Genomic DNA, 24,914 nt, shown 5'->3' with positions numbered 1-24,914 from the left:
GGGGTGACTCCCGAAGGGGGGGCACAGGTGGGTGGACCGCCGGTGGCCGGCGTCAGCGGTGCACCGTCTCCCCGGCGCCGCCGAAACCGGCCAGCGCCCGTGCCAGTCCCGCCCGGTCGGGCAGCCCGTCCACGTCGCTCACGCACTGGACCGCCAGGGCCGCCACGGCGGCGGCCTCCGCCAGCGCCCGGTCGTACGGGACGTCTCGCAGCCATCCGGACAGGAAACCGGCGGCGAACGCGTCGCCGGCGCCCACCGGGTCGACCAGGGGGACGGGGTGGGCGGGCTGCGGCCCCCACGTCCGCGCCGCGGTGGTGTACGAGGCCGACTTGTCGCGGTGCTTGACCACGACGCCCGTGACGCCCGAGGCGAGGAGCCGCTCCACGGCCCCGCCGGGACCGCCGTCGCCGTCCAGCAGGTCCAGCTCGTCGGCTCCGGCCAGCACCAGGTCGGCCCGGTGCAGCAGGGGCGCGACCACGGCCCGCCACCGGTCGGGCGGCGCCAGGCGCAGCCGGACGTTCGGGTCGAACGAGACGGCGGCGCCCGCCTCCCGGGCCAGCTCCATCAGCCGTACGGTGGCCAGGTGCGCGTCCTGCGACAGCATCGGGGTGATGCCGGTGAGGTGGACCAGGCGCGCGCCCTGCACCATCTCGGGCCGCAGCGCCCCGGGGGTCAGGCGCGAGGCGGCCGAACCGGCACGGTAGTACTGCACGTCGATCGCGCGGGCGGGGTGGCTGTCCCGCAGCAGCAGCCCGGTGGGCGCCTGCGCGTCCACGTCCGCGTACGCGACGTCGATGCCGTCGGCGCGGAGCTGGGACAGCACCGCCCGGCCCGCCGGGTCGTCGCCCACCCGGCCGATCCAGCGGGCGCGGTGGCCGAGGCGGGCCAGTCCCGCCGCGACGTTGCTCTCGGCGCCCGCGACGGAGCGGCGGAAGGCGACGGCGCGGTCGAGGGGGACGCCCGGTTCGGCCACCATCAGCAGCATGGCCTCGCCGCACGTCACCACCTCGGGCGCCGGGCCGCCGACCGGGCCCTCGCCACACCCTGTCGTGACGTTCATCGGGGAACTCCCTCCCACGCGGATCAGAAGGCCCGGCGCGGCGGCGCCGAGTCGGTCGCACCCACCAGGAAGTCGAGATCGGCGCCGGTGTCCGCCTGCGTCACGTGCTCGGTGTACAGCCGGGTCCAGCCGCGTACGGCGACCGGGGCGGGCGGCCGCCAGGCCGCGCGGCGGCGTTCCAGTTCCGCGTCGTCCAGCAGCACGTCGAGCCGGCGCGCCGGCACGTCCAGCCGGACCGGGTCCCCGGTGCGCACCAGCGCCAGCGGCCCGCCCACGGCCGCCTCCGGCGCCACGTGCAGCACGCACGCGCCGAACGCGGTGCCGGACATCCGGGCGTCCGAGACCCGCACCATGTCCCGTACACCGGCGTCCAGCAGCTTCTTCGGCAGCGGCAGGTTGCCGACCTCCGGCATGCCGGGGTACCCCTTGGGCCCGGTGTTGCGCACGATCAGCACGGTGTCCGCGGTGACGTCGAGGCCGGGGTCCTCGGCGACGGCCAGGTAGTCCTCCAGCGCGTCGAAGACCAGCGCCGGGCCGGTGTGGGACAGCAGCCGGGGCTCGGCCGCGGACTGCTTGATCACCGCGCCGTCGGGCGCGAGGTTGCCGCGGACGACGGCGGTGCCGGTCCCGGCCGGCAGGACCGGGTCGGTGAGCGGCCGGATGACGGCCGGGTCGTGCACCCGGGCCCCGGCGCAGTTGTCGAGCAGCGTGCGGCCGGTGACGGTCACGGGGGCCGGGTCCAGGTGGTCCCGTACGGTGTCGACGAGCGCGGGCAGGCCGCCGGCGTAGGCGAACTCCTCCATCAGGAAGCGCCCCGACGGCATCAGGTCCACCAGCAGCGGCAGTTCGGCGCCGAGCCGGTCGAAGTCGTCCAGCGTGAGCGGTACGCCGAGCCGGCCCGCGATCGCCAGCAGGTGCACCACGGCGTTGGTGGAACCGCCGATCGCCGCGTTGACGCGCACGGCGTTCTCGAAGGCGGCCCGGGTCATGATCCGGGCCGGCGTCAGATCGGAACCGGCCAGCTCCACCGCCCGCATGCCGGTCTCCTCGGCGAGGGTGCCGCGCCGGGCGTCGACGGCGGGCAGCCCGGAGGCGCCGGGCAGCATCATGCCGAGGGCTTCCGCCAGGCAGGCCATGGTCGAGGCGGTGCCCATCGTCATGCAGTGGCCGGCCGACCGGTTCAGCGAACTCTCGAACTCGGTGAACTCCTCCTGCGTCACCGTGCCCGCGCGCAGCTCCTCGGTCATCCGCCAGATGTCCGTCCCCGAGCCGACGGCACGCCCCCGGAACCGGCCGTTGAGCATCGGCCCGCCGGTGAACACGATCGCCGGGACCCCGGCGCTGGCCGCGCCCATCAGCGCGGCGGGCGTGGTCTTGTCGCAGCCGGTGAGCAGGACCACGGCGTCCAGCGGGTTGGCGCGGATCTGCTCCTCGATCTCCATGGCGGCGAGGTTGCGGTAGAGCATCGAGGTCGGCCGCAGGAACGGCTCGCCCAGCGACATCGCGGGGAACTCCAGCGGGAAGCCGCCGGCTTGCAGCACGCCCCGCTTGACGGCTTCGGCGATCAGTCGCAGATGCCCGTTGCAGGGGGTGAGTTCGGAGAAGCTGTTGCAGATGCCGATGACGGGGCGGCCGTCGAAGTTGTGTCCGCCCCGGCCCATCGCGCGCAGATGGTGCCGGGCGATGAAACCGTTCTTGCCGCCGTCGCCGAACCAGCTCCTGCTGCGCAGCGGCGGGGGTGTGGTGCCGGTCATGGTCTTCCCTTCGGGGCCGGGGCCGGAGTCGGGGCCGATGCCGGGAGCGGTGATCCGAGGGCCGCCGCGACCGACTTGACCAACTCGTGTCCTGCCGCCCTCTTCAATGGTCATATCAAATCACGTTACGGTCTGCGCTCGACCGGATCCACCCCCCCGCCGTGCCGTACATCGGACTGCACGCCGTGCCGTACGAAGGAGAACAGCATGGAGGCCACGACGATGCGGGCGGTGACGTGGCGGCTGATGCCGTTCCTCGTCCTGCTGTACCTCGTCGCCTACGTCGACCGCTCGAACGCCGGCTTCGCCAAGCTGACGCTCCAGGAGGAACTGGGCCTGTCCCATACGGCGTTCACCCTGGGACAGGTCGCGTTCTTCGTCGCGTACGCCTGCTGCGAGGTCCCGAGCAACATCTGGCTGGAGCGCTTCGGCGCCCGCCGCTGGTTCACCCGCATCATGCTCGGCTGGGGACTGGTCACCGTGCTCACCGCACTGGTCACCACGCCCTGGCAGTTCTACCTGGCCCGGTTCCTCCTGGGCGCGGCCGAAGCCGGCTTCTACCCGGGAGTGCTGTACTACCTGACCAAGTGGTACCCGTACCGCTACCGCGCCCGGGTCGTCGGCTGGTTCATGCTGTCCCAGCCCCTCGCCTTCCTCGTCGGCAACCCCGTCATGGGCGCGCTCGACGACCTGGACGGCACGCTCGGCCTGGCGGGCTGGCAGTGGATCTTCGTCGCCACCGGCGCCCCCGCCGTGCTGCTGGCCTTCGTCACGCTGCGCGTCCTGCCCGACGGCCCCGGCGAGGTGCGGTGGCTGGACACGGCACAGCGCGGCTGGATCGAGGCCGAACTGGCGGCGGAGGCGCGGCGGGCGGAGCGGGACGGCACGGGACACGGCGGTCCGCTGCGCGCCCTGCGCGACCGGCGGGTGATCCTCCTGGCGCTGTTCTACCTGTGCTTCCCGCTCGGCTCCTACGGGCTGAGCTTCTGGCTGCCGACCATCGTGGACGACTTCGGCGGGCTCACCGGCACGCAGACCGGACTCGTCACCGCGATCCCGTACGTCTTCGTCGCCCTCGGCCTGTACGTCGTACCGCGGCTCGCCGACCGCGGCGGCAGCCGCTATCCGTGGATCGCCGGTACGGCGGCGACCGGCGCCCTCGGGCTCGCCGCCAGCGCCGTCGTCACGGACCCGGTCCTGCGCATGGCCCTCCTCAGCGTCGCCGCGCTGGGCATCTACGCCGGGCAGCCGGTGCTGTGGTCGCTGCCGTCCCGCTTCCTCACCGGCGTCCAGGCGGCCTCCGGCATCGCCCTGATCAACGCGGTGGGCAACCTCGGCGGCGGCTTCGGCCCCATGGGCATCGGCGTCGTCGTCGACCGCACCGGTTCCACCGCGGCCGGCCTGTGGGTGCTGGTCGTCGCCATGGCGGTGGCCGCCGCCGCGACGTACGGCGTCAAACGCGTCCTGGAGCGTCCCGCGCCCCTCGCCGGCCGGCCGTCCGCCGACGCGGGGGGCCGACGGGCCGCGGCCCGCGACTGAGCGGGAGGGAGGGACGTCCCCCGGCCGCCGTCAGCCGATCCGGGACTCCAGATCGAGCAGGAGGGTGCGCAGATCGGCGGCGACGCGGTGGCGCTCGTCCGCGCCGAGCGACCTGAGGAGGTCGGACTCGAAGGCGAAGTGGTTCTCCAGGTCGCGGTCGAGGTCGGCCACCGCTTCGGGGGTGAGCCGGACGATGGTGGAGCGGCCGTCCTCGGGGGAGGTGGTCCTGGTGATCCACCCCTCCTGCTCGAGCCGCTTCAGCCGGCCGCTCAGGCCGGCGCCGGAGACGAGCATGGCCTGGCGGAGCTGGCCCGGGGTGAGCGCGTAGGGCGGGCCGACGCGACGCAGGGCGCGCAGCACGTCGAAGTCGCCGAGGTTGCCCACCAGCATCCCGGGGCGCCGGCGCAGGCGCCGGTTCTGCGCCTCCTCGATCAGCTGCCCCAGCCGCTGGATGCGGGCGAGCACCTCGCCCGGCGAGACGTCGAGCCGGGGGCAGGAGGCGGCCCACTGCCGTGTGGCGGTGTCGACGGCGTCCGAGGAGGACATCTGGTTCGCTCTTTCTCCAAGCGGGGGAAGGTGCCACCAGGCTAACCGCCGCCCAGGTCCGGCCGGCACGGGGACGGTCGGCTCAATTGATTCGTTCGCGAACGATATATATCGTGGGCGGCATGCATAGCGAGCACGTCTCCCCGCCGCTCACGGACCCCGCGGCACGAGCCTCGGTGGCGCCTCGACGGCGCTCACCCGGCCTGGTCCTGGCGAGCGCGAGCCTGGGCACCCTGCTGGTCATCCTGCTGACCTCCGGCCTGAACATCGCCTCCCCGGCCATCCGCTCCGCCTTCCACGCGGGCGGGAGCGCGATCGGCTGGGTGCTGTCCGGCTACACCCTCGCCTTCGCGATGCTGTCGCTGACGGGCGGGGCGCTGACCGACCGGTTCGGGGCCCGCCGCGTCTTCCTGGCCGGGCTGGGCGTCTTCACCGCGTTCAGCCTGGTCGCGGCGGCCGCCCCCGCGGTGGCCCTGGTGGTCGTCGGTACGTTCGGCCAGGGCGTCGGCGCCGCGCTGGTGCTGCCCTCGGCGCTCACCCTCATCCAATTCGTCTACCAGGACGTTCCCGGCCGGCTCTCCTGGGCGATCGGCATGTGGGCCGGGGCGAACGCCCTGGGGGCGGCACTGGGCCCGGTGCTGTGCGGCGCGCTGGTGTCGGTGTCCTCCTGGCGGGCCATGTTCCTGGCCGTCGCCGTGCTCGCGGTCGTCTTCGCCCTCGTCGCGCGCCCCGTCCTGCCGCTGCTGCGGGGCGGCGGAGCCCGGCTCGACCTGCCGGGCCTGACCGTGATGGTCGTACTGCTGGGGCTGGTGGCGTTCCTGGCCCACGACTGGCGCGCGCTGCCCGCGTGGGCCCTCGGCGCGGGCGTGGCGGCGACCGCCGCGGGGGTGTGGCTCTTCGGCCGGGTGGAACGGCGCGCCGCCGCGCCGATGCTGCCGCTCGGCCAGCTGCGGGACGTCCCGTTCAGCGCCAACGCGGTGGTGACCGTGGTCGGTACGGCCGCCTTCTTCGGCACGCTGTACATCGTCAGCATGGGACTCCAGGACGAACTGGGCATGTCCGCCTTCGAGGCGGGAGTGGCCCTGCTGCCCCTGGCCGGCGGCAACATCGTGGCCGCGCTGGCGGCCGGGCGGGTGATCGGCCGGCTCGGCGTGCGCGGGGCGATGGTCCTCGGCTCCGTCCTCGTCGTCGCCGTCCTCATCCCCATGCCGCTGGTCCTCGAGCGGTACGGGCTCCTGCTCGTCCTGCTGGTCCTGCTCGGCATGGGCTGGGGCCTGCTGGTGCCCACCACGTCGGCGGCCGGCCTGGCCCGGGCCGTGGCGGGCAAGGAGGGCGTGGCCTCCGGCGTCACGGCCGGCGGCCGGGAGCTGGGCGCCGCCCTCGCCGCGGCCACCCTGCTCCCCCTGGGCGTCAGGGCCGGGATCTGGGGCGCGGCCGGTGCCGGACTCGTCTCGCTGCTGGTGGTCCTGACCGCGGTGCGCGCCGTGGACGGGGCTCCCGCCTCCCGCCCCCGAGCCCGGCGGGAACCGGCCGCCTGACGTGCGAACGCCCACCCGGTCGTCGTTGGACGCCGGGTGGGCGTTCGCGCGGGCCGCACGCCTTACGTGCGGTTCCCCTTCGGCTGGGCCGGCTGGTCGGGGGTGCCGTGCGGCGGCGGGCTCGTGGGCTGCGCGGAGGTTGCCGGCGACACCCGGGAGCCCGCGTGGCCCGTGGTCTGCTCGGGCCGCAGGGCGCCGGGGTCGCCCGACGACGGCTCGGCACCGGACTTCAACTGCTCCAGGCGGGACGCCAGCACCTGCGTCACCGGCATACGGTCGGCGTGCGACCGCTCGTACGCCAGCAGCTCCTCCACTTCCTCGACGCTCAGCGACCGGATCCGGCTCTCCAGCCCACCGATCGGCAGATGGTCGTAGTCGGGCAGTGGGAGGGTGTTGCGGGCGGGGTCGGCCATGATTCTCACTTCCTCTGTACGGCGGCCTGCGCAGCGCGGCCGGGGCACGGCGGTCGAAACGGCGCCCGATCAGCGCGCGCCCGGTCCGCCGCTGCCGAACGAACCGCTGCTGCCCTCGTTCCAGCGGGGCCGTTCCCCCGTCGCGGCGGAACGGTCGCCCATGGTGCCGTGACCCTTCAGCTCGTGCGGCGACAGGCGCTCGTCGGTCTGCGGCATCTCGTCGGGTTCCCGGTTCTCCCTCACCTCACGGACCGGACCTCCGTCCGGAAGCCGGGGCTGCTCCTCCGGGCGCGGCCGGGGCGGCTCCCGGCGCTTGCTGCGCATACCGATCACGAAAGCGCCGATCAGCAGGGCCACCACCACGACGGCGGCCACGACCAGCCCGATACCGAGGGCGCCACGGCCCGCGGCCAGATCCATCCATGCGGTAGTCATGGCACGCGGGTACCCCGCAAGGTCCCGGCCAACCCGCTCGCCTCGGCCGGGCCGCCCGCGTCGGCGAACGGTTCGCCCTGCGGAGCGCGTCGAGCGGCCCCCTGCCCACCCACCGGCCGGCCCCCGATCCCCAGCCGCCGGGCGATGCCGTACAGGTGCTCCTCGGACGCCCGCTCGACGACGCCGTCACCGCTGCGCCGCCCCCTGCCGCCGCGACCGGCCGAACGCGGGTCCGAGGAGCCCTGGGACCGCCCCCCTTGCGCTCCCCGTCGTCGCCGGCCCTCCCGTACGTGTGCTTCAGCGCGCCGTACGCCACCCGGTGCGCCCGCCTCGCTCTCGCCGTACTCCGCCACGGCCGAGCCGCGCGCCTCGAACCGGGTGCGCCGGCCCTCCCCGGCGACCGCTCCGGGGCCGACGGCGGTTCCTCACCTCCCGGCACGGGATCCACCTCCGCTCACCGGGGCGCCGAAGGGGCGCGGGCACCCGGCGCGGCGGTGCGGAAAACGGCCGGAAACCCCTGGGAACACCGGACGGGAGCGGGTTTGACGCCCCTGGCCGGGGCTACCCGCGCCTTGTGACATCGACGACATCCCAGCAGGAACTGTTCCGGTTTCTGGAGGACCGTTTCGCCTGTGCGCAGGCGTGCACGGAGTGCGCCCGGTCGTGCGCGGTGCGCGCGAGTCTCGTGGACCCGGACGGGACCGAGAACCAGGAGCTCGTACGGCGCAAGGGCATCATGTGCGCGGAGGTGTGCGACGCGACCTGCCGCGTGCTGTCCGAGCAGAACCAGGTGGACGAGGAGGCGCTCCGCGTCCAGGTGGAATGGTGCCGGCAGGTGTGCCTGGAGAGCGCACAGGTCTTCGACGGCCACCCCGGCGCCGAGGACACCGCGGCGGCGTGCCGCGCCTGCGCCAAGGCGTGCACGGACTTCCTCGCCACCCTCGGCTGACCGCGCCCGCCCCGGCCCGTCCGCACGGACCCCGAGCCGCGGGGAGGGGCCCGCGCGGCCCGCCCGCCGGCGGACCGGGACGTCCCGCCGGGACGCAGGTCCGGACGGCCCTGGGGACGAGGTACCCCAAGCGCACGACGTCCCGCTCCGTCCGCCGGCGCAGACCCTCCTCGTCCTGCCGTGCCAGCCGCCGCGGCACCGCATGGCACACCTGACGTACCCGGCCCTGCCTCCCGCGTGCACGGGCCGTACGGCGGACCGGCCCCAGGCCCCGCCCCGCCACCCGGCGCCCGCCCGTCACGGACCCCCCGACGCGGCCCGCTCCCGCACGTCCGCACCGGCGGGACCCGCCCAAACCCCCTCCGCGCCCGCGCCCGGCAGGGAGTCGGCCCGTGCCGGACCCCGTACAAACTCGGGCGACAGCTCGCCATACTGGACGAACCAGGGAGGGCGGGACAACGGCGACGGGGGCGGACGCGGGAGATGGGGGACAGCAGGCTGATCCAGGGCCGGTACCGGCTGCTCGACCTGATCGGGCGCGGCGGCATGGGCGAGGTGTGGCGGGCACGGGACGAGTCGCTCGGCCGCCATGTCGCCGTCAAGTGCCTCAAACCGCTGGGCACGGCCCACGAACAGTCCTTCACCCGCGTGCTGCGGGAGCGGTTCCGGCGCGAGGCGCGGGTGGCCGCCGTCCTCCAGCACCGCGGGGTGACCGTCGTCCACGACTTCGGCGAGCACGACGGCGTCCTCTTCCTGGTCATGGAGCTGCTCCGGGGCCGCAACCTCAGCCGGCTCCTGGAGGACAACAAGGGCCACCCGCTGCCGGTCGCCGACGTCGTCGACATCGCCGAGCAGGTCGCCGCGGCCCTCGCCTACACCCACGAGCAGGGCGTCGTGCACCGCGACCTGAAACCCGCCAACATCGTGCGGCTGACCGACGGCACCGTGAAGATCTGCGACTTCGGCATCGCCCGCCTCGGCCACGACGCCGGCTTCACCGCCCGGCTGACCGGCACCGGCATCGCCCTGGGCACCCCGCACTACATGTCCCCGGAGCAGATCGCCGGCACCGGGGTGGACCGGCGCAGCGACCTGTACTCGCTGGGCTGCGTCCTGTACGAGATCGCCACCGGAGTGCCGCCCTTCGACCGGGACGACGCCTGGGCCGTCCTCGTCGACCACCGCGACACCCCGCCCCGCCCGCCGCGCGAGCACCGCCCCGAACTGCCCGGGTACCTGGACGAGATCATCCTGGAGCTGCTGGCCAAGCATCCCGGGCAGCGCCCGCGCGACGCCCGGGAGCTGGGCCGCCGGATCGCCGCGGCCCGCACGGGACCGGCGTACGCGCCGGTCGCCGTCGTCGTCGGCCGGACACCGGCCCCGGAGCCGGCGGGCCGCGGGGCGCGGCTGCCCTCCTGGAGCCACGGCATGACCACGGGCGTCAAGGCGGCCGGCCCCGGCCCGCGGGCCGCACTCCCGGACCCGGCGGCCGGGCTCGCGGGCGAGTGGGTCCCGCGGCCGGCCGGCGGGGCGGGAGCACCCGTCCCGGACGAACGGCCCGCCCCGCCGCCCGAGGCCGTCGCCGCGCTCGCGCGCCGCCACGACGCCGGCCTGAGCCTGGGGCGGCTCGGCCGCTGGCCGGAGGCGGGGGAGGTGCACCGCGCGGTGGCCGCCGAACGGGAACGCCTGCTCGGCCCCGACCACCCCGACACCCTCGCCAGCCGTTACGAGGCCGCATTCGCACTCAGCCGCACCGGCCGCGCCGCCGACGCGCTGCGCGCCTACAAGCGGGTGGCCGAGGCCCGGATCCGGGTGCTCGGCCCCGACCACCCGGACACGCTCGCCGCCCGGCAGGAGATGGCGTACGTCCTGGGCCGGCTGGGCCGCCACACCGACGCCCACCAGGTCTACGCGTCGGTCCTCGCCGCCCGGGAACGCACCATGGGCGCCGACCACCCCGACACCCTGCGCTGCCGCCACAACCTCGCCTTCAACCTGGGCCGGCTCGGCCGCCCGGAGGACGCCCACCGCATGGCCCGCGAGGTGGCCGCCGCCCGCGCCCGGGTGCTCGGCCCCGACCACCCCGACACGCTGGTCACCCGTTTCGAGGTGGCCTACGCACTCGGTCAGCTGGACCGCTGGCAGGAGGCCCTGCGGACCTACCAGGACGTCGCCGACTCCCGCGCCCGGGTGCTCGGCCCCGACCACCCCGACACCTTCGCGGCCCGCCACGAGGTCGGCATCAGCCTCGGCCGCCTCGGCCGCAGCGCCGAGGCGCTGGCGCTCTACCGGGAACTGGCGCGGGACCGCGCCCGGGTCCAGGGTCCCGATCACCCCGAGACGCTGCGCGCCCGGCACGGCCTCGGCGTCAACCTCGGGCGGCTCGGCCGCTGGGAGGAGGCGGTCGCCGAGTCCCGCGAGGTGTGCGCGATCCGCGCCCGGGTGCTCGGCCCCGACCACCCGGACACGCTCGTCAGCCGCCGCGAGGTCGCCGTGGGCCTGGGCTGGCTGGGCCGCTGGGCCGAGGCACTGGCCGAGTACCGCACGGTGGCCGCGGTCCGCGAGCGGATCCTCGGCCCCGACCACCCCGACACCCTCGCCGGCCGCGACGACGAGGCCCACTGCCTGCAGCAGCTCGGCCGCGGCGCCGAGGCCGTCGAGCTGTACCGCAGGACGGCGGTGGTGCGGCAGCGGCAGGACGCCCCCTGAACCGGCCGGGCCGCCGGCGCCGGTGGCCCGGCGGCGTCCGTCCGCCGGGGAACGGCACCCACCGAGGCGAAGTCCCCGCCCGGCCCGCAGCGGGAGCTGCGGCTGCCCGGTGGCGGCATCCTCCGCCATGGCCGGCCCCGGCCCCGCGCCGAGGAGGGCACCGGCCGCCGGGGTGAGCGGGGCGCCCGGGCGCAGCGCGGCCACGGCGGTGCCGGACCGGCCGGCGGACGCATGCGCCGCCGGAGGAGGGGTACCGCGACATAACGGAAATTTTGCCTCAGCGTCACAGGGAGGCTGCCATGGCGGACCTCAGCCCCATCGACCTGCAGAAGGCCCTCAACGGCGTGGACTACCCGACGGACAAGAAGCACCTGGTGGAACGTGCCCGGAAGAACAAGGCGGACGAGAAGGTGGTCAGCCGCCTCGACGGCCTGGAACAGGACCGCTTCGACGGACCGAACGAGGTGCAGAAGGCCGTCTTCAACGAGTAGCGGACCAATGCCCGGGCGCCCGGACCCGCGGCCGGCGACGCCACCGCGTCGCGACGGGCGACGCCGCCGGCCGCGTCGGACGCGCATGTCGAATCCCGCCTCCGCGGCCTGATCCAAACGAAAGACCCTAGTCCGCCGACGGCGTCCAGCCCACCGCCTCGACCCGTGCCGCGTCCGCCGGACGGGCCCCGTCGAAGAGGACGCCGCCGGCCCCCCGGACCCGCAGCCCGTCGACGTACGCCCCGCGGCCCACGTACAACCGGTCGGTCGTGTACCGCCAGCGCAGCGTGAGCCGGCGGGCGGCCGGGAGGTCGGCGGCGACCCGGTGCCAGACGCGCCCGGACCAGCCGCCGACCGAACCCGACGGATGCCGCCGCGGCTCCTCGCCCGGGCGGGTGGTCGTGAACGGGACGGGCCGCCAGGCGGCCCCGTCGTCCGCCGCCTCCAGGGAGAGGACGTCGGCCCCCGGCTCGGTGTCCCACCACAGGGCGCAGGCCAGCCGCGCCCCACCCGGCGAGGTGTCCAGCGCGGGCAGCGCGAGGGTGGCCGTGGCGGCGCCGCGCATCCCGGAGAACCAGGCGGTCCGGCCCCGTGCCGGGCGCACCGGCACGGCCCGCGCCAGGTTGTTCGCGGCGGCGACCCGCGGCGCGGAACCGGACCGCCAACCGCGCACCGGGTGCACCGAGTTGCCGAGCACCACGAGGAACGAGTCGGTGGTCGGGTCCAGGACCAGCGAGGTCCCGGTGAAACCGGTGTGCCCGGCGGTGCGCGGCGTGGCCATCGCCCCCATGTACCAGTGCTGGTACAGCTCGAAGCCGAGCCCGTGCTCGTCGCCGGGGAAGGCCGTGTTGAAGTCGGTGAACATCAGCTCCACCGACTCCGGGCGCAGGATGCGCGCCCGGCCGTAGGAGCCGCCGTTGAGCAGCGTCCGGGCGAGCACCGCGAGGTCCCACGCGCACGAGAACACCCCCGCGTGCCCCGCGACACCGCCGAGGCTGTGGGCGTTCTCGTCGTGCACCTCGCCCCACACCAGCCCCCGTTCCAGGCCCGACCAGGGCTTGCGGGCGTCCTCCGTGGCGGCGATCCGTGATCTCCAGGAGGCGGGCGGGTTGTAGCGGGTGCGGCGCAGTCCCAGCGGGCCGGTGACCTCCTCGCGCAGCAGGGTGTCCAGGGTGCGGCCGGTGATCCGTTCCAGCACCAGCTGGAGCGAGATCAGGTTCAGGTCGGAGTAGAGGTAGGCGGTCCCGGGCGGGGCGACCGGCGCCTCGTCGTAGAGCAGCCGGACCTTCTCCTCGTACGCCGGCGCGCTGTACAGCGGTAGCCAGGCGCGGAAACCGGAGGTGTGGGTGAGCAGGTGGCGGATCGTCATGTCCTGCTTCCCGGCCCGGCCGAACCCCGGCAGGTACGAGGCGACCGGCGCCTCCAGCTCCAGCGTCCCCCGCTCCGTCTGCTGCACGGCGAGGAGCGAGGTGAACAGCTTCGACACCGATGCCAGGTCGAACACGGTCTCCCGGGTCATGGGGATCTGCTGCCCGGCCGGGAACTCGACACCGGTGTCGGTCCTCTCGTCGTACGCCCGGTAGCGCACCGCCATGCCGATCGGCTCGTGCAGCGCCACGGTGCCGCCGCGCCCGGCGAGCAGCACGGCGCCCGCGTACCAGGGGTGCTCGGGGGAGGGGCCGAGGAACGCCTCGGCGTCGGCGACGAGTTGCCGCAGGTGGTCCGGGAGCAGTCCGGCGCGTTCGGCGCTGCCGCGGCGCAGGACGGGGTGCCGCCGCGCCCGGCCGGGGACGGCCGCCGCGGGTCCGGCCGCGAGGGGCGCGACCGCCAGTGCCCCGCCCAGGGCCAGGGCGCGGGCGCCCAGGTGCCGCCGGGTGATTCCGCTCGCCGCCTCGTCCGCCATCGGAAGCCTCCCGCCACCCAGGCTGAAAGTATTTTTCCGGGAATGCCGTGGAACGCCGTGCGGGGTGAAACTTTCCTGTCGGCAGGGGAGTGTGTCAATGGGGCGGGCGAGGTTCGCGGACCGGGATGTGTCGGGAGCGCACGGGCCGGGCGGAGCCGGATCCGGTGGTCACCCGGCTGCGGCCGCCGGCCTTCCGGACGGACGCGCGGGAGCGGCCGGCCGGGTGGTCCGGGACCGCCGTCCGGTCCTGGTCCGCCCGCCCGGACCGGACGGGCGTCTTGACCCGCCCCCGCGACCGGCCGAGGATCGGCTGTCATGACGCCCGGACACGGCAGCACGGTCGACGGGATGCTGCGGCGCAGCGCCCGGCGCACCCCCGCGCGCCTCGCGGTGGAGTACGGCGAACGCCGCTGGACGTACGAGGAACTGGACACGGCCGTCTCCCGCGCGGCGAGCGTCCTGCTCGGCCAGGGCCTCTCCCCGGGCGACCGGGTCGCCGCCCTGGGCCGCAACTCCGACGCCTACCTGATCGCCTTCCTCGCCTGCGCCCGCGCGGGCCTGGTCCACGTGCCGGTCGACCACCACCTGACCGGGGACGACCTCGCCTACCTCGTCGGCCAGTCCGGCAGCAGCCTGGTCCTCGCCGACCCCGACCTCGCCGGCCGCCTCCCCGGCGGCGTACGCGCCCTGCCGCTGCGGGACACCGGCGACGCGCTGCTCACGGCACTGGCCACCGCGCCCCCGTACGACGGCCCGGAACCGGACGCCGAGGACCTGGCGCAGCTGCTGTACACCTCGGGCACCACCGCCCTGCCCAAGGGCGCGATGATGACCCACCGGGCCCTGGTCCACGCCTACCTCAGCGCCCTCACCGCCCTCGACCTGCGCGCGGACGACCGGCCCGTGCACGCGCTGCCGCTGCACCACTCGGCCCAGATGCACGTCTTCCTGCTGCCCTGCCTCGCGATCGGCGCGACCAACGTCATCCTCGACGCACCCGACGGCGACCGGCTCCTCGACCTGATCGAAGCCGGCCGCGTCGACAGCCTGTTCGCCCCGCCCACCGTCTGGACCGGCCTGGCGGGCCGCCCCGACTTCGCCACCCGGGACCTGGACGGGCTGCGCAAGGCGTACTACGGGGCGTCGGTCATGCCGGTGCCCGTCCTGGAACGGCTGCGCGCCCGCCTGCCCCACCTCGCCTTCTACAACTGCTTCGGCCAGAGCGAGATCGGCCCCCTCGCCACCGTCCTCGGCCCCGACGAGCACGAGGGCCGGATGGACTCCTGCGGCCGCCCGGTGCTCTTCGTGGAGGCCCGGGTGGTCGGCGAGGACGGCGAGGACGTCCCCCCGGGCACGCCCGGCGAGATCGTCTACCGCTCCCCGCAGCTGTGCGAGGGCTACTGGGACAAGCCCGAGGAGACCGCGCGGGCCTTCCGCGACGGCTGGTTCCACTCCGGCGACCTGGCCGTGCGGGACGCCGACGGCTACTTCACGATCGTCGACCGCGTGAAGGACGTCATCAACTCCGGCGGCGTCCTGGTCGCCTCACGGCAGGTCGAGGACGCCCTGTACACGCACGAGGCGGTCGCCGAGGCCGCCGTGATCGGCCTGCCCGACGAGCGGTGGATCGAGGCCGTCACGGCGGTCGTCGTCCCGCGCGGAAAGGTCACCGAGGCCGAGCTCCTCGCCCACGCCCGCGCCAGGCTCGCCGCGTTCAAGGCCCCCAAACGCGTCCTGTTCGTGGACGAGCTGCCGCGCAACGCCGGCGGCAAGGTCCTCAAACGGGAGCTGCGGGAACGGTTCGCGGACCGGCGCTCCCCGGCGCCGTCCACCGGGTGACGCACCCGCCCGGGTCACGCCCGGCGCGCCGCGGGGAGGATCGCTCGCGCGCCGGGGGCCGGCCTCCGGCGCGACGACCGTGCCGTGCGCGGCGCGAGGGCGACCGGGGCGGACGCCACCCGCGTGCCCGCCTCGTGCGCGCAGGGCCGCGCCGGCCGCCGATCCGCCGCCGGCAAGCCGGAGGGGACCGGATCCGCACCGGCCCAAGCCGCCGCGCCCGCGGCGGCCGGATCGAGCGCCACCGCACGTCCAGTCGCCGCGACCACCGGTCCGGCGAACCGGCGCGGTCACGGCATCAGCGCGGCCGCCGCAGGTCCACGATCCGCCGGATCTTGCCCAGCGACCGCTCCAGCGACTCCGGATCGACGATCTCCACACCCACCGACACGCCGACGCCGTCCTTCACGGCCGCCGCGATGGACCGTGCCGCCGCCTCCCGCACCCGCGGACCGGCGCCGGGACGCGCCTCGGCCCGCACCGTGAGGGCGTCCAGACGGCCCTCCCGCGTGAGCCGCAGCTGGAAGTGGGGCGCGACCCCCGGCGTGCGCAGCACGATCTCCTCGATCTGGGTGGGGAAGAGGTTCACCCCGCGCAGGATCACCATGTCGTCGCTGCGGCCGGTGACCCTCTCCATCCGCCGGAACACCCGCGCCGTGCCCGGCAGCAGACGCGTCAGGTCCCGCGTCCGGTACCGGACCACCGGCATCGCCTCCTTGGTCAGGGAGGTGAGCACCAGCTCGCCCTCCTCGCCCTCCGGAAGCACCTCGCCCGTGACCGGGTCCACGATCTCCGGGTAGAAGTGGTCCTCCCAGACGTGCAGCCCGTCCTTGGTCTCCACGCATTCCTGCGCGACACCCGGGCCGATCACCTCCGACAGCCCGTAGATGTCGACCGCGTCGATCGCGCACCGCTCCTCGATCTCCCGCCGCATTTCCTCGGTCCAGGGCTCCGCCCCGAAGACACCCACCCGCAGCGAGGTGCCGCGCGGGTCGACGCCCTGCCGTTCGAACTCGTCCAGGAGCGTGAGCATGTAGGAGGGGGTGACCATGATGATCCGGGGCTTCAGGTCCTGGATCAGCCGCACCTGACGGGACGTCGTCCCGCCGGACGCCGGGACGACCGTACAGCCCAGCCGTTCCGCGCCGTAGTGCGCGCCCAGGCCGCCGGTGAAGAGCCCGTAGCCGTACGCTATGTGCACCACGTCCCCGGGCCTCCCGCCGGCCGCCCGGATCGAGCGGGCCACCATGTCCGCCCACATCGACAGGTCGCCGTCGGTGTACCCGACGACCGTGGGCTGCCCGGTGGTGCCGCTGGAGGCGTGGATCCGGCGGACGCGCTCGCGCGGCACCGCGAACATCCCGTACGGGTAGTGCTCCCGCAGGTCCGCCTTGACCGTGAACGGGAACCGCGCCAGATCGGGGAGCGAGCGGCAGTCCTCCGCACGCACCCCCGCCCGGTCGAAGGACTTCCGGTAGAACGGCACGTTCTCGTAGGCGTGCCGCAGCGACGACCGCAGCCGCTCCAGCTGCAGCGCCCGCAGCGCCTCGGCGCCGAGCCGTTCCCCGGCGTCCAGCGGTCCTGCCGTCGCATCCGCCATCGGGCGCCTCCTCACCGACCGTTTCCCCACGGGCGACCGATCATTCGGTCGAGGTTTCGGAGATCAGTAATCCAGGCCGGCGCGCCCGGGGCAAGAGGGCCGGAGGGTGTTTTCCCGGCGTCGCCACGAGGGCGGTCCGCTGCGGGGACCTCCGCCGGGACCACCGCCCCGCCCGCGCCGGGGGAACGGCTGCGCACGCCGGCCCGCCGACCGGCCGGATCACCGCCCGGCGGCCCCGGGCCCCTCGGACCTCCCGTCGGCCGGACCGGGAAGCGCCGCTCACGCGGCCTGTCGGCGCCCGGAAGCGATCGCTAGGCTGGCCGCGGACGACGACTCGGGAGGAGCACGGACGTGGCCGAGAGCACCACCCACCAGCGCCCGCTCATGGGCTGGGACAAACCGGAGCTGGACCTCAGCAACGCACAGTGGCAGTCCGGCAGCCGGGGCCTGGGGGATGTCCAGATCGCCTTCGTCGAGGGGTTCATCGCCATGCGCAACGGCACCCGCCCGGAAAGCCCCTCCTTGATCTTCACCCCCGCCGAGTGGGGCGCGTTCGTCTCCGGAGCGCGGGAGGGGGAGTTCGACCTCACCTGACCTCCCCGGGGCGGGCCGGCGGCCGACCGGCCGATCCGGGGGTGTTCCCCCCGATTTTCCGGACACGCGACGGTGAGCCCCCCGGCGGGCCGGGGCCTGAGCGAGGCTGGTCCGGGAGGGGGAAGGCCGTATCCCCGGAGGTGAGGAACCCCATGAGCACCCTGCCGGTCATCGCGGCGGTCGACGGGTCGGACGACAGCCTGCGCGCCCTCGACTGGGCCCTCGACGCCGCCCGCAGGCGCCGGGCGCCGCTGCGGGTGGTGCACGTGCGGCAGTACGCCGCCTGGGCCCAGCCCGACGTCCCGGTCGCCGGCCCCCCGGACCCCGACGAGGACCCGGCGCTCGAGCGGGCCCGTGCCCGCCTGCGGGAACGGGGCGAGGGGGACGGCACGGAGTACGTCGGGGTGGAGGGCGTCCCCGGCGCCGTGCTGCCCGGCCTCGGCGCCGGGGCCCAGCTGCTGGTGCTCGGCTCCCGGGGCCGCGGCGGCTTCGCCAGTCTGCTGCTCGGCTCCAACGGCCTCGCCGCCGCCCGCGACGCCGGGTGCCCCGTCGTCGTGGTGCCCCGCCCCGGACGCCAGGTCCACGGCGAGGCACCCGAGGAGCGCGGCCCGCGGGTGGTCGTCGGCCTGCACGCGGACGGCCCCGACGAGGCCGCCCTCGGGTTCGCCTTCACCGAGGCCGCCCTGCGCGACGCCCGTCTCCAGGTGATCGCCGCCTACCAGTGGCCCGCGCAGATCTGGGCCGCCGCCCCCGAGGTGCTCGTACCGCCGGTGATCGACCAGGTCGCCGCGGAGAGCGAGATCCGCGGCCTCGCCGAGGGCCTCCTCGCCCCGCACCGCGAACGCCACCCCCGCGTCCGGGCCGAGGCCCACGTGGTGCCGGGGGACGCCGCCGGCCACCTCGTCGCCGCCTCCAGGGACGCCGACCTGGTCGTCGTCGGCCGCCACCGGCGGCGCCTGCCGGCCCCCGTCCGCATGATGGGCTCCGTCACCCAGGCCGTACTGCTGCACGCGGCGAGCCCGGTCGCGGTGGTGCCGCCGGCGTCCCCGCAGGACTGAGCCGGGGAAGGGCCTGCGCCGGCGGGGCCCGGCGGACACCGGAACGGGGCGCCGCCCGCACGCCACCGGGCGGGTCCGGGCACGTACCATGGCGGCATGTCGTTCCTCCGCCGCCGCAGTGCCACCCCCGCCGGGCCCGACTTCGACGTACTGGCCATGGACCCGGGCGACTGGCCCGGCAACCTGGGCGCCGGGCTGCTGCCCGCGCCCGACGGCAGCTGCCAGGGCGTCTTCCTGCGATACGACCTGTTCGGCGGCCGCGGCCCCGCCATGATCATCGGCAATCTGCCCGAGGGCTCCCCGGCCCGGGACCTCCCCGAGGGCCAGGTCCCCTTCGAGGTGGGCCAGTTGCTGCTGGCCCTGGAGAACGACGAGGAGGTGACCGTCGTCGGTGTCGAGGACATGCCGGTGATGCAGGGCGACAACCTGCTGATCGTGCGCCGCCTCAAGCTCTCCGAGAGCCGGATCTCCTGCGTGCAGTTCGACCGCAGCGACAACGTGCTGGTGACCATCGCCGCCTGGGACCGCCCCATCACCGACGACCTGTACGCCCTGCTGAAGCCGCTCCCGGCGGAGCTCTTCCAGCAGGGCTGACCGGCTCGGGGACTACGCCTTCGGGGACACCACCCGCACGTCGGCGGCCCGCACGAACGCGATCCGGTGGCCGAACTGGATCTGGTGGTACAGGTCCTCGCCGATCACCGTCCGGTGCGCGCCGGGGTCGAAGGTGACCGCGTAGAGGTACGTGCCCGGCACCTCGTCCCCGACCACGTACCGCTGGCCCCTCGGCAGCGTGTACGGCAGCGGCGACACCGCCTGGACGGGCACGTCCGCCGGGTAGGCGGTCCTCTCCGGATAGGCGCGCCCGTAGACCGGGACGCTCTCCAGACCCTCCCTCGGGGTCACCGTCCGGCCCGCCGCGGGCACCGCCGCCGGGTTCTTCGCCGGGTTGCGGAACCAGGCCTTCTGGCCCAGGTACCAGATCGCCGTCCAGTCGCCCCACCGGTCGGCGACCGCGTACTGCTGGCCGGTGGACACCCGCGAGGACAGGTCGTTCACCCCGGTCGTCGGGGCGGTGCCCAGGCCGATGTCCCTGATCGGAGGAGCCTTCTCGTCGTGGTCGGCGTACAGCCGCACCGCGCTGGAGCCGTGCGCCGCGCACGGCTCGTCCCGCACCGCGCAGCCGGTGTACTCGGGCCGGTTGCGGGCGTAGTCGGGGCGGATCGTCACCAGGTCCGCATGTCTGCCGCCGCCGGGCTCGAAGGGCCGGCCCAGCAGCCGGAAGTAGTGCCGCCAGTCCCAGTACGGGCCCGGGTCGGTGTGCATGCCCCGGATCGACCCGGCGGTCGGGCCCGGCACGTTGTCGTGGCCGAGCACGTGCTGCCGGTCCAGCGGAATGCCGTACTTCCCGGCCAGGTACTTCACCAGCCGCGCCGAGGAGCGGTACATGGCCTCCGTGTACCAGGCGTCCGGCTCCGCCAGGAACCCCTCGTGCTCCAGGCCGATCGACCCCGCGTTGACGTACCAGTTGCCCGCGTGCCACGCCACGTCCTTCGCCTTCACGTGCTGGGCGATGTGCCCGTCGGTGGAGCGGAGCGTGTAGTGCCAGGAGACGTAGGCCGGGTCCCGCACCATGTTCAGCACCCCGTCCCAGGCGCCCTCCGTGTCGTGGACGACGATGTACCGGATGGCCGGGGAGGCGGGCCGGTCCGCCAGGTCGTGGTTGCCGTAGTCGCCGTCCCCGAACTCCTCGTACGGCGCCGGGACCCACTCGCAGGACACCGTCCTCGGGCACTCCGTGCCGGTGGCGGAGGGGGCGCGCAGACCCGCGTCCGCGAGCTGCGCGGTGTCGGGCTCGACGTCCGGCCGCGCCGGCAGGGCGACCCGCTGACCGGCGTCCGTCGTGCGCCGCCCACCCGTGCGGATCACCTCGTACACGTCGTCGGCGTACGCCGCCGCCGTCGCCGTGTCGTCGGCGCCGGAGAACCGGGCCACCGCCCCGTACCAGTCCGCGGGGTCCCGGCTCGGCGGCTCGCCCAGCTCCCGCTGGGCGGCGGCCAGCAGCGCGGCGCCGCCCGCCACGTTGGCCGCCGGATCGGTCCGCAGGGCCTGGGGACTCAGCCCGGTCAGCTCGGCCGCCCTCGGCAGCGTCTTCAGCCGGTCCGGCAGGGCGCCGGCGTCCGGGGGCGTGGGCCGCGGACGCAGCGGGGGGCGGGCGTCGTCGCCGCGGGGGTCCTCGGTGCCCTCGTCGTGATGTGACGTTTCCGCGAGGGCGGTGCGGGCGTCGGTGAGGTGCATCGGGCCGTAACCGCCGGTCACGCTCGGCGCGCCGCCGTGCGCGTTCCAGCGGGACTGGAGGTAGGCCACGCCCAGCAGCACGCTCTGCGGCACGTCGTACTCGGCCGCCGCCGCGGCGAACGCCTGCTGGAGACGGTCGCCGGGCGCGGTCCGGGCGCCGGACGGGACCGCGCCGAGCAGTGGCGGCAGCAGTGCCGCCACGGCCAGGGCGCGGACCGCGCGGCGCGGACGTCCGGGATCGGGGGTGGAGCCGGCATCGGTGACGGAACCTCGCAAAGCGGCCTCCTGAGGCGGTCGGGCACGGCGGGGTGTGCGGGGCCGGGCCGGGTCAGTGGTACCGGGGGGCCGGCGATCCGTCAATCAAGCCCGCGGGCAGGAGAAATCCCGCGTCGACCGGGGGGAGGGGCGGGTTTCGCGGCGGGTGCGCCCCGGGCCTGCGGGGCGTCAGTGGTGTACGCCACTGGGACTTCGCGCGCCGGGCTCCGGCACGCGAAGGTCCGCGGTGCGCCCCCTCCGGTCGGGCGCACCGCGGACCTTCGCGTCCCCTCAGCGAGTGCCGACCGCCGCGCGCACGGCCTTGCGGGCCAGCTGGCAGTCGTCGTGCAGCCGCCGCAGCAGCAGCCGTTGTTCCTCACCGGACGGCGCAGCACCCGGGTGGGCCGTGCCCGGTGCCGCCGGGGCCGTGTCGTGCATCGAACGCTGTACGGCGGTCTCGTGGATACGGATCTCGCGGGTCAGCACGAGCATCAGGTTCACCAGGAAGGAGTCCCGCGAGGCGGGGCCCGCCGACTGCGCGATCTGGCTGATGTGCCGCCGGGCCGACGGCGCGTCCCCCAGCACCGACCACAGCGTCGCCAGGTCGTAGCCCGGCAGGTACCAGCCCGCGTGCTCCCAGTCCACCAGCACTGGACCGGCCGGCGACAGGAGGATGTTGGACAGCAGGGCGTCGCCGTGGCAGAACTGGCCCATGCCCTGGCGCCCGGCCGCGTGAGCGATGCCGTGCAGCAGCTTCCGCAGGTCACCCAGGTCCCGGTCGGTGAGCAGCCCCAGCTCGTGGTACCGGGAGATCCGCGCCGCGTAGTCCAGCGGGGCCCCGAACGTGCCCGCCGGGGGGCGCCAGCCGTTCAGCCGGCAGATCGCGCCGAGGACCGCTCTGACGTCCCCCGGCGGCGGCGCCTCCACCGGGTGCCGCCGGAGCGCCGCCGCCCGCCCCGCCATCCGCTCGACGACGAGGGTGCCGTTGTCCGGATCCGCCGCGATCAGCCTCGGCACCCGCACCGGCGGGCGGTGCCGGACGAACGAGCGGTATGCCGCTATTTCGTGCCGGATCCGCTCGGCCCACGTGGGGGAGTGGTCCAGTAAACACTTGGCGACGGCCGTACCGCGTCCGGCCGTGCCGACCAGCAGCACGGCCCGCCCGCTGCGGCGCAGCACCTGCACCGGCGAGAACTCCGGGCAGATCCGGTGCACCGCGGCGATCGCCGTGCGCAGCTGGGCGCCCTGGGAGCCGGACAAGTCGATTCTCCCGCTGAGCGGTTGGGTGCCGGGCCCCGCGCCGCGTGGCGGCCTGCCCGGCCCGAGGGCCGGGGCCGCCGGACGCGCGGGGGCGAGGTGGGGGCCGCCGCCCGCCGGGCGGTACAGCGGCCGGGAGGGGGCGGACACGGAGGACGATGCTGCGTACATGGGCGATACAGATCCCTTCGTGTGCCTGCTGTGCCTGCCTGAACATCGCGCACCCGGCCCGGCCGCCGCCGGCGCACCCTGGGGAATGCCCCTGCGGCGGCCGGGTCGGGGTGGCGCGTTCCTACCTGACACCCGAAAGGCCGTGGCACACCATCTGGCGAACCCTGGCGAACCCTGGCGAATAGTCGCCCGGCACTTGGGGCCGGGCTACTGTCCATCTCAGCCGAGAACCTGGGGGCTTGATGTGAGCGGAGAACCCAACACCCGGCTCGCGGACCTGTTCGGCCTGGCCGGCTGGTCCAAGGGCGAGCTCGCGAGGCTGGTCAACCGGCAGGCGGCGGCCATGGGCCACCCCCAGCTGGCGACCGACACCTCGCGGGTGCGGCGGTGGATCGACATGGGGGAGATCCCCCGCGATCCGGTGCCCCGCGTGCTGGCGGCTCTGTTCACCGAGCGTCTCGGCCGTGTCGTGACCATCGAGGACCTCGGTCTGGTCCGGCACGGGCGTGCGGGGAGACGGCGGGGCGGCGGGAGCGAGCATCCCGACGGAGTGCCGTGGGCGCCCGAGCGGACCGCCGCGGTCCTCACCGAATTCACGGGAATGGACCTCATGCTCAACCGACGCGGCTTGGTGGGCGCGGGTGCCGCGCTCACCGCGGGATCCGCACTCAGCAGCGCCATGCACGACTGGCTGCGCACCGACCCGGCCCTGGTTGCCGACGCCCCCGATCTCCACCGTCCCCTGCACGCCGTCGACCCCGCCGGGTACGACCGCTACGAGGCCGCCCCCGTCGGGTCCCAGGAGGTCGACGAACTGGAGCGCTCGGTGGAGGTGTTCCGCGCCTGGGACGCCGCACGCGGCGGCGGGCTCCAGCGCAAGGCGGTGGTGGGCCAGCTCAACGAGGTGGGCGGCATGCTCACTTACCATCACCCGCCCCACCTCCAGCGGCGCCTGTGGGGTGTCGCCGCCAACCTGGCCGTCCTCGCCGGATGGATGTCGCACGACGTCGGTCTGGAGCCCACGGCGCAGAAGTACTTCGTCATCGCCGCGCACGCCGCGCGGGAGGGCGGCGACCGGCCCCGCGCCGGCGAGGCGCTGTCCCGCGCGGCCCGCCAGATGGTGCACCTGGGCCGGCCCGACGACGCCCTGGACCTGATGAAGCTCGCGCAGTCCGGCTCCGGCGACCGGGTGCTGCCCCGCACCCGGGCGATGTTCCACACCATCGAGGCCTGGGCGCAGGCGTCGATGGGCAAGGGGCAGGCGATGCGGCGCACCCTGGGGAAGGCGGAGGACCTCTTCGTCTCCGACAAGGACGACGCACCGACGCCGGACTGGATGCAGACCTTCAAGGACGAGGACCTGTACGGCATGCAGGCACTCGCCTACCGCACGCTGGCGGAGTTCGAGCCGGGTGCGGCCGTGCACGCCCAGTACTACGCGGAGAAGGCCCTGGCCCTGCGGGTCGACGGACGGGAACGGTCGAAGATCTTCGACCATCTGTCCATGGCCTCCGCCTGCTTCATCGCGGACGATCCCGAACAGGCGGACCGTTACGCGCGCCTGGCCCTGATGTCGATGGGGTCGAACTCCTCCCGCCGCACCTGGGACCGGCTGCGCCAGATGTACCGGCTCACCGCCGAGTACGCCGGCTATCCGAAGATCCAGGAGCTGCGGGAGGAGATCAGACTGGCGCTGCCGAAAGGGAGGGGGCGCAGCGGCAGCGCACCGGCGTAGCGGGGCGGTGCCGCGGTACCCGGCCGTCCGCCAGGGACTTTCCCGCCCTTCCCCGGCTCCTTCCTCCGGTCAAGGGATCCGGCACCATACGACAAGGCGGCGCTCCCGGCATATGCATCGTCTCCGCGGACCGATCGTCGCGGACGTATCGCGTACACCGGTGGCTCCCCAAGCCGTATGAGCAGGACGGAACTCGGCCGGGGGCCACGACGCGTGAGCGGAGCCGTCCGGGTGTTCGACGGACCTGTGTCCTGCGTGCCCCCGTGCGGCTCTACGGGGTCGATCAGGTCCCGGCGCGCAGGGCCGGGCGCGGAGCGAGGCCGGCGGTGACGCGGGCACCGCTGCCCAGGGAGCGGACACCGGCCTCGGCCGCCACGGCGGCCGCGTACCCGTCCCAGGTGCCGGGGCCGGTGACCCGGCCCAGCCGTGCCTCCGCCTCCACCACGCGCAGCGCGCCCGCGGGGTCGGGCACCATCGGCTTCTCGCACAGCACCGGCAGCCCCCGCGCGAAGGCGGCGAGCAACGCCTCTTCGTGGGCGGGGCCGGGCGAGGCGATCAGGACGGCCTCGGCCCCCGGCGCGTCGAGGGCGGCCCCGGCGTCCGTGTGCACGAAGACCCCGTCGATGCCGGCCACGGCGTCCTCGGCCCGTGCGGCGTCGGGATCGGCGACCGCGGCGACCCTGGCCCCACTCACCACCCGGTCCGGTCGCCGTATGTGATCGGCTCCCATGTGTCCCGCGCCCGGAACGGCCACACCCAGCGGTTCGGTCATG

19 protein-coding genes and 1 pseudogene are annotated in these 24,914 nt (G+C 75.1%); 10 read left to right on the top strand and 10 right to left on the bottom strand.

Annotation, left to right across the window (positions count from 1 at the left end):
* Positions 1–52: 52 nt before the first annotated feature.
* Positions 53–1,060 carry a sugar kinase gene (locus ACSU6Z_RS01890; RefSeq protein ID WP_437042210.1) on the bottom strand — a complete coding sequence of 336 codons (1,008 nt, stop codon included), beginning with the start codon at positions 1,058–1,060 and terminating at the stop codon, positions 53–55.
* Between the two features lie 23 nt (positions 1,061–1,083).
* Positions 1,084–2,814, bottom strand: coding sequence for an IlvD/Edd family dehydratase (locus ACSU6Z_RS01885; protein WP_437042208.1), 1,731 nt, complete (start codon positions 2,812–2,814; stop codon positions 1,084–1,086).
* A gap of 207 nt (positions 2,815–3,021) precedes the next feature.
* On the opposite strand from ACSU6Z_RS01885, the gene ACSU6Z_RS01880 reads away from it, so the two are divergent.
* On the top strand, positions 3,022–4,353 hold the full coding sequence (locus ACSU6Z_RS01880) for an MFS transporter (protein ID WP_437042206.1): 1,332 nt from the start codon (positions 3,022–3,024) through the stop codon (positions 4,351–4,353).
* 30 nt (positions 4,354–4,383) lie between these two features.
* Here the strand turns inward: ACSU6Z_RS01880 and ACSU6Z_RS01875 are convergent, their stop codons facing one another.
* Positions 4,384–4,899 (bottom strand): MarR family winged helix-turn-helix transcriptional regulator, encoded by a 516-nt coding sequence (locus ACSU6Z_RS01875; protein ID WP_437042204.1) that lies wholly within the window; start codon positions 4,897–4,899, stop codon positions 4,384–4,386.
* A gap of 122 nt (positions 4,900–5,021) precedes the next feature.
* On the opposite strand from ACSU6Z_RS01875, the gene ACSU6Z_RS01870 reads away from it, so the two are divergent.
* Positions 5,022–6,437, top strand: coding sequence for an MFS transporter (locus tag ACSU6Z_RS01870; protein ID WP_437042202.1), 1,416 nt, complete (start codon positions 5,022–5,024; stop codon positions 6,435–6,437).
* Positions 6,438–6,499: 62 nt separating this feature from the next.
* On the opposite strand, the gene ACSU6Z_RS01865 is transcribed toward ACSU6Z_RS01870, so the two are convergent.
* Entirely contained in the window at positions 6,500–6,850 is a 351-nt protein-coding gene (locus tag ACSU6Z_RS01865) for a hypothetical protein (RefSeq protein WP_437042200.1), read from the bottom strand.
* A gap of 69 nt (positions 6,851–6,919) precedes the next feature.
* The gene (locus tag ACSU6Z_RS01860) at positions 6,920–7,285 is read right to left on the bottom strand and encodes a DUF6479 family protein (RefSeq protein ID WP_437042197.1); all 366 of its coding nucleotides are present in this window, start codon (positions 7,283–7,285) and stop codon (positions 6,920–6,922) included.
* Positions 7,286–7,859: 574 nt separating this feature from the next.
* On the opposite strand from ACSU6Z_RS01860, the gene ACSU6Z_RS01855 reads away from it, so the two are divergent.
* The 3 genes from ACSU6Z_RS01855 (at position 7,860) to ACSU6Z_RS01845 (ending at position 11,434) form a co-directional block, all read left to right on the top strand.
* Positions 7,860–8,234 carry a ferredoxin gene (locus ACSU6Z_RS01855; RefSeq protein ID WP_437042195.1) on the top strand — a complete coding sequence of 125 codons (375 nt, stop codon included), beginning with the start codon at positions 7,860–7,862 and terminating at the stop codon, positions 8,232–8,234.
* Between the two features lie 483 nt (positions 8,235–8,717).
* The gene (locus ACSU6Z_RS01850; protein WP_437042193.1) at positions 8,718–10,943 is read left to right on the top strand and encodes a tetratricopeptide repeat protein; all 2,226 of its coding nucleotides are present in this window, start codon (positions 8,718–8,720) and stop codon (positions 10,941–10,943) included.
* Positions 10,944–11,242: 299 nt separating this feature from the next.
* On the top strand, positions 11,243–11,434 hold the full coding sequence (locus ACSU6Z_RS01845; protein ID WP_437042191.1) for a DUF2795 domain-containing protein: 192 nt from the start codon (positions 11,243–11,245) through the stop codon (positions 11,432–11,434).
* Positions 11,435–11,561: 127 nt separating this feature from the next.
* Here ACSU6Z_RS01845 and ACSU6Z_RS01840 read toward each other — a convergent pair whose 3' ends face one another.
* Positions 11,562–13,337, bottom strand: a complete 1,776-nt coding sequence (locus ACSU6Z_RS01840; RefSeq protein ID WP_437042189.1) for a serine hydrolase — start codon at positions 13,335–13,337, stop codon at positions 11,562–11,564.
* Positions 13,338–13,652: 315 nt separating this feature from the next.
* On the opposite strand from ACSU6Z_RS01840, the gene ACSU6Z_RS01835 reads away from it, so the two are divergent.
* Entirely contained in the window at positions 13,653–15,176 is a 1,524-nt protein-coding gene (locus ACSU6Z_RS01835) for a fatty acyl-CoA synthetase (RefSeq protein ID WP_437042187.1), read from the top strand.
* Between the two features lie 295 nt (positions 15,177–15,471).
* Here ACSU6Z_RS01835 and paaK read toward each other — a convergent pair whose 3' ends face one another.
* Positions 15,472–16,773, bottom strand: a complete 1,302-nt coding sequence (gene paaK / locus ACSU6Z_RS01830) for a phenylacetate--CoA ligase PaaK (RefSeq protein WP_437042185.1) — start codon at positions 16,771–16,773, stop codon at positions 15,472–15,474.
* A gap of 351 nt (positions 16,774–17,124) precedes the next feature.
* Here paaK and ACSU6Z_RS01825 point away from each other — a divergent pair, with 351 nt between their 5' ends.
* From ACSU6Z_RS01825 to ACSU6Z_RS01815, 3 genes are all read left to right on the top strand, one after another.
* Positions 17,125–17,367 carry a DUF397 domain-containing protein gene (locus tag ACSU6Z_RS01825; RefSeq protein WP_437042183.1) on the top strand — a complete coding sequence of 81 codons (243 nt, stop codon included), beginning with the start codon at positions 17,125–17,127 and terminating at the stop codon, positions 17,365–17,367.
* A 152-nt stretch (positions 17,368–17,519) separates the two neighbouring features.
* Complete coding sequence (locus tag ACSU6Z_RS01820) at positions 17,520–18,425, top strand: universal stress protein (protein ID WP_437042181.1); 906 nt, start codon at positions 17,520–17,522, stop codon at positions 18,423–18,425.
* A gap of 96 nt (positions 18,426–18,521) precedes the next feature.
* Complete coding sequence (locus tag ACSU6Z_RS01815; protein WP_437042178.1) at positions 18,522–19,019, top strand: hypothetical protein; 498 nt, start codon at positions 18,522–18,524, stop codon at positions 19,017–19,019.
* 12 nt (positions 19,020–19,031) lie between these two features.
* Here ACSU6Z_RS01815 and ACSU6Z_RS01810 read toward each other — a convergent pair whose 3' ends face one another.
* Together ACSU6Z_RS01810 and ACSU6Z_RS01805 are read right to left on the bottom strand one after the other, a co-directional pair.
* Positions 19,032–20,999, bottom strand: a complete 1,968-nt coding sequence (locus ACSU6Z_RS01810) for an N-acetylmuramoyl-L-alanine amidase (RefSeq protein ID WP_437042177.1) — start codon at positions 20,997–20,999, stop codon at positions 19,032–19,034.
* A gap of 270 nt (positions 21,000–21,269) precedes the next feature.
* A complete protein-coding gene (locus tag ACSU6Z_RS01805) occupies positions 21,270–22,406 on the bottom strand; it encodes an aminoglycoside phosphotransferase family protein (protein ID WP_437042175.1) in 1,137 nt (378 codons plus the stop codon).
* A 244-nt stretch (positions 22,407–22,650) separates the two neighbouring features.
* On the opposite strand from ACSU6Z_RS01805, the gene ACSU6Z_RS01800 reads away from it, so the two are divergent.
* On the top strand, positions 22,651–24,141 hold the full coding sequence (locus ACSU6Z_RS01800; protein WP_437042173.1) for a DNA-binding protein NsdB: 1,491 nt from the start codon (positions 22,651–22,653) through the stop codon (positions 24,139–24,141).
* Positions 24,142–24,556: 415 nt separating this feature from the next.
* On the opposite strand, the pseudogene ACSU6Z_RS01795 reads toward ACSU6Z_RS01800, so the two are convergent.
* Positions 24,557–24,913: pseudogene (locus tag ACSU6Z_RS01795) on the bottom strand (Gfo/Idh/MocA family oxidoreductase); the annotation flags it as partial.
* Position 24,914: the final 1 nt, after the last annotated feature.

Source organism: Streptomyces sp. enrichment culture, from assembly GCF_964273145.1.
GTDB lineage: Bacteria > Actinomycetota > Actinomycetes > Streptomycetales > Streptomycetaceae > Streptomyces.
This window is presented reverse-complemented; position numbering and strand designations above follow the sequence as displayed.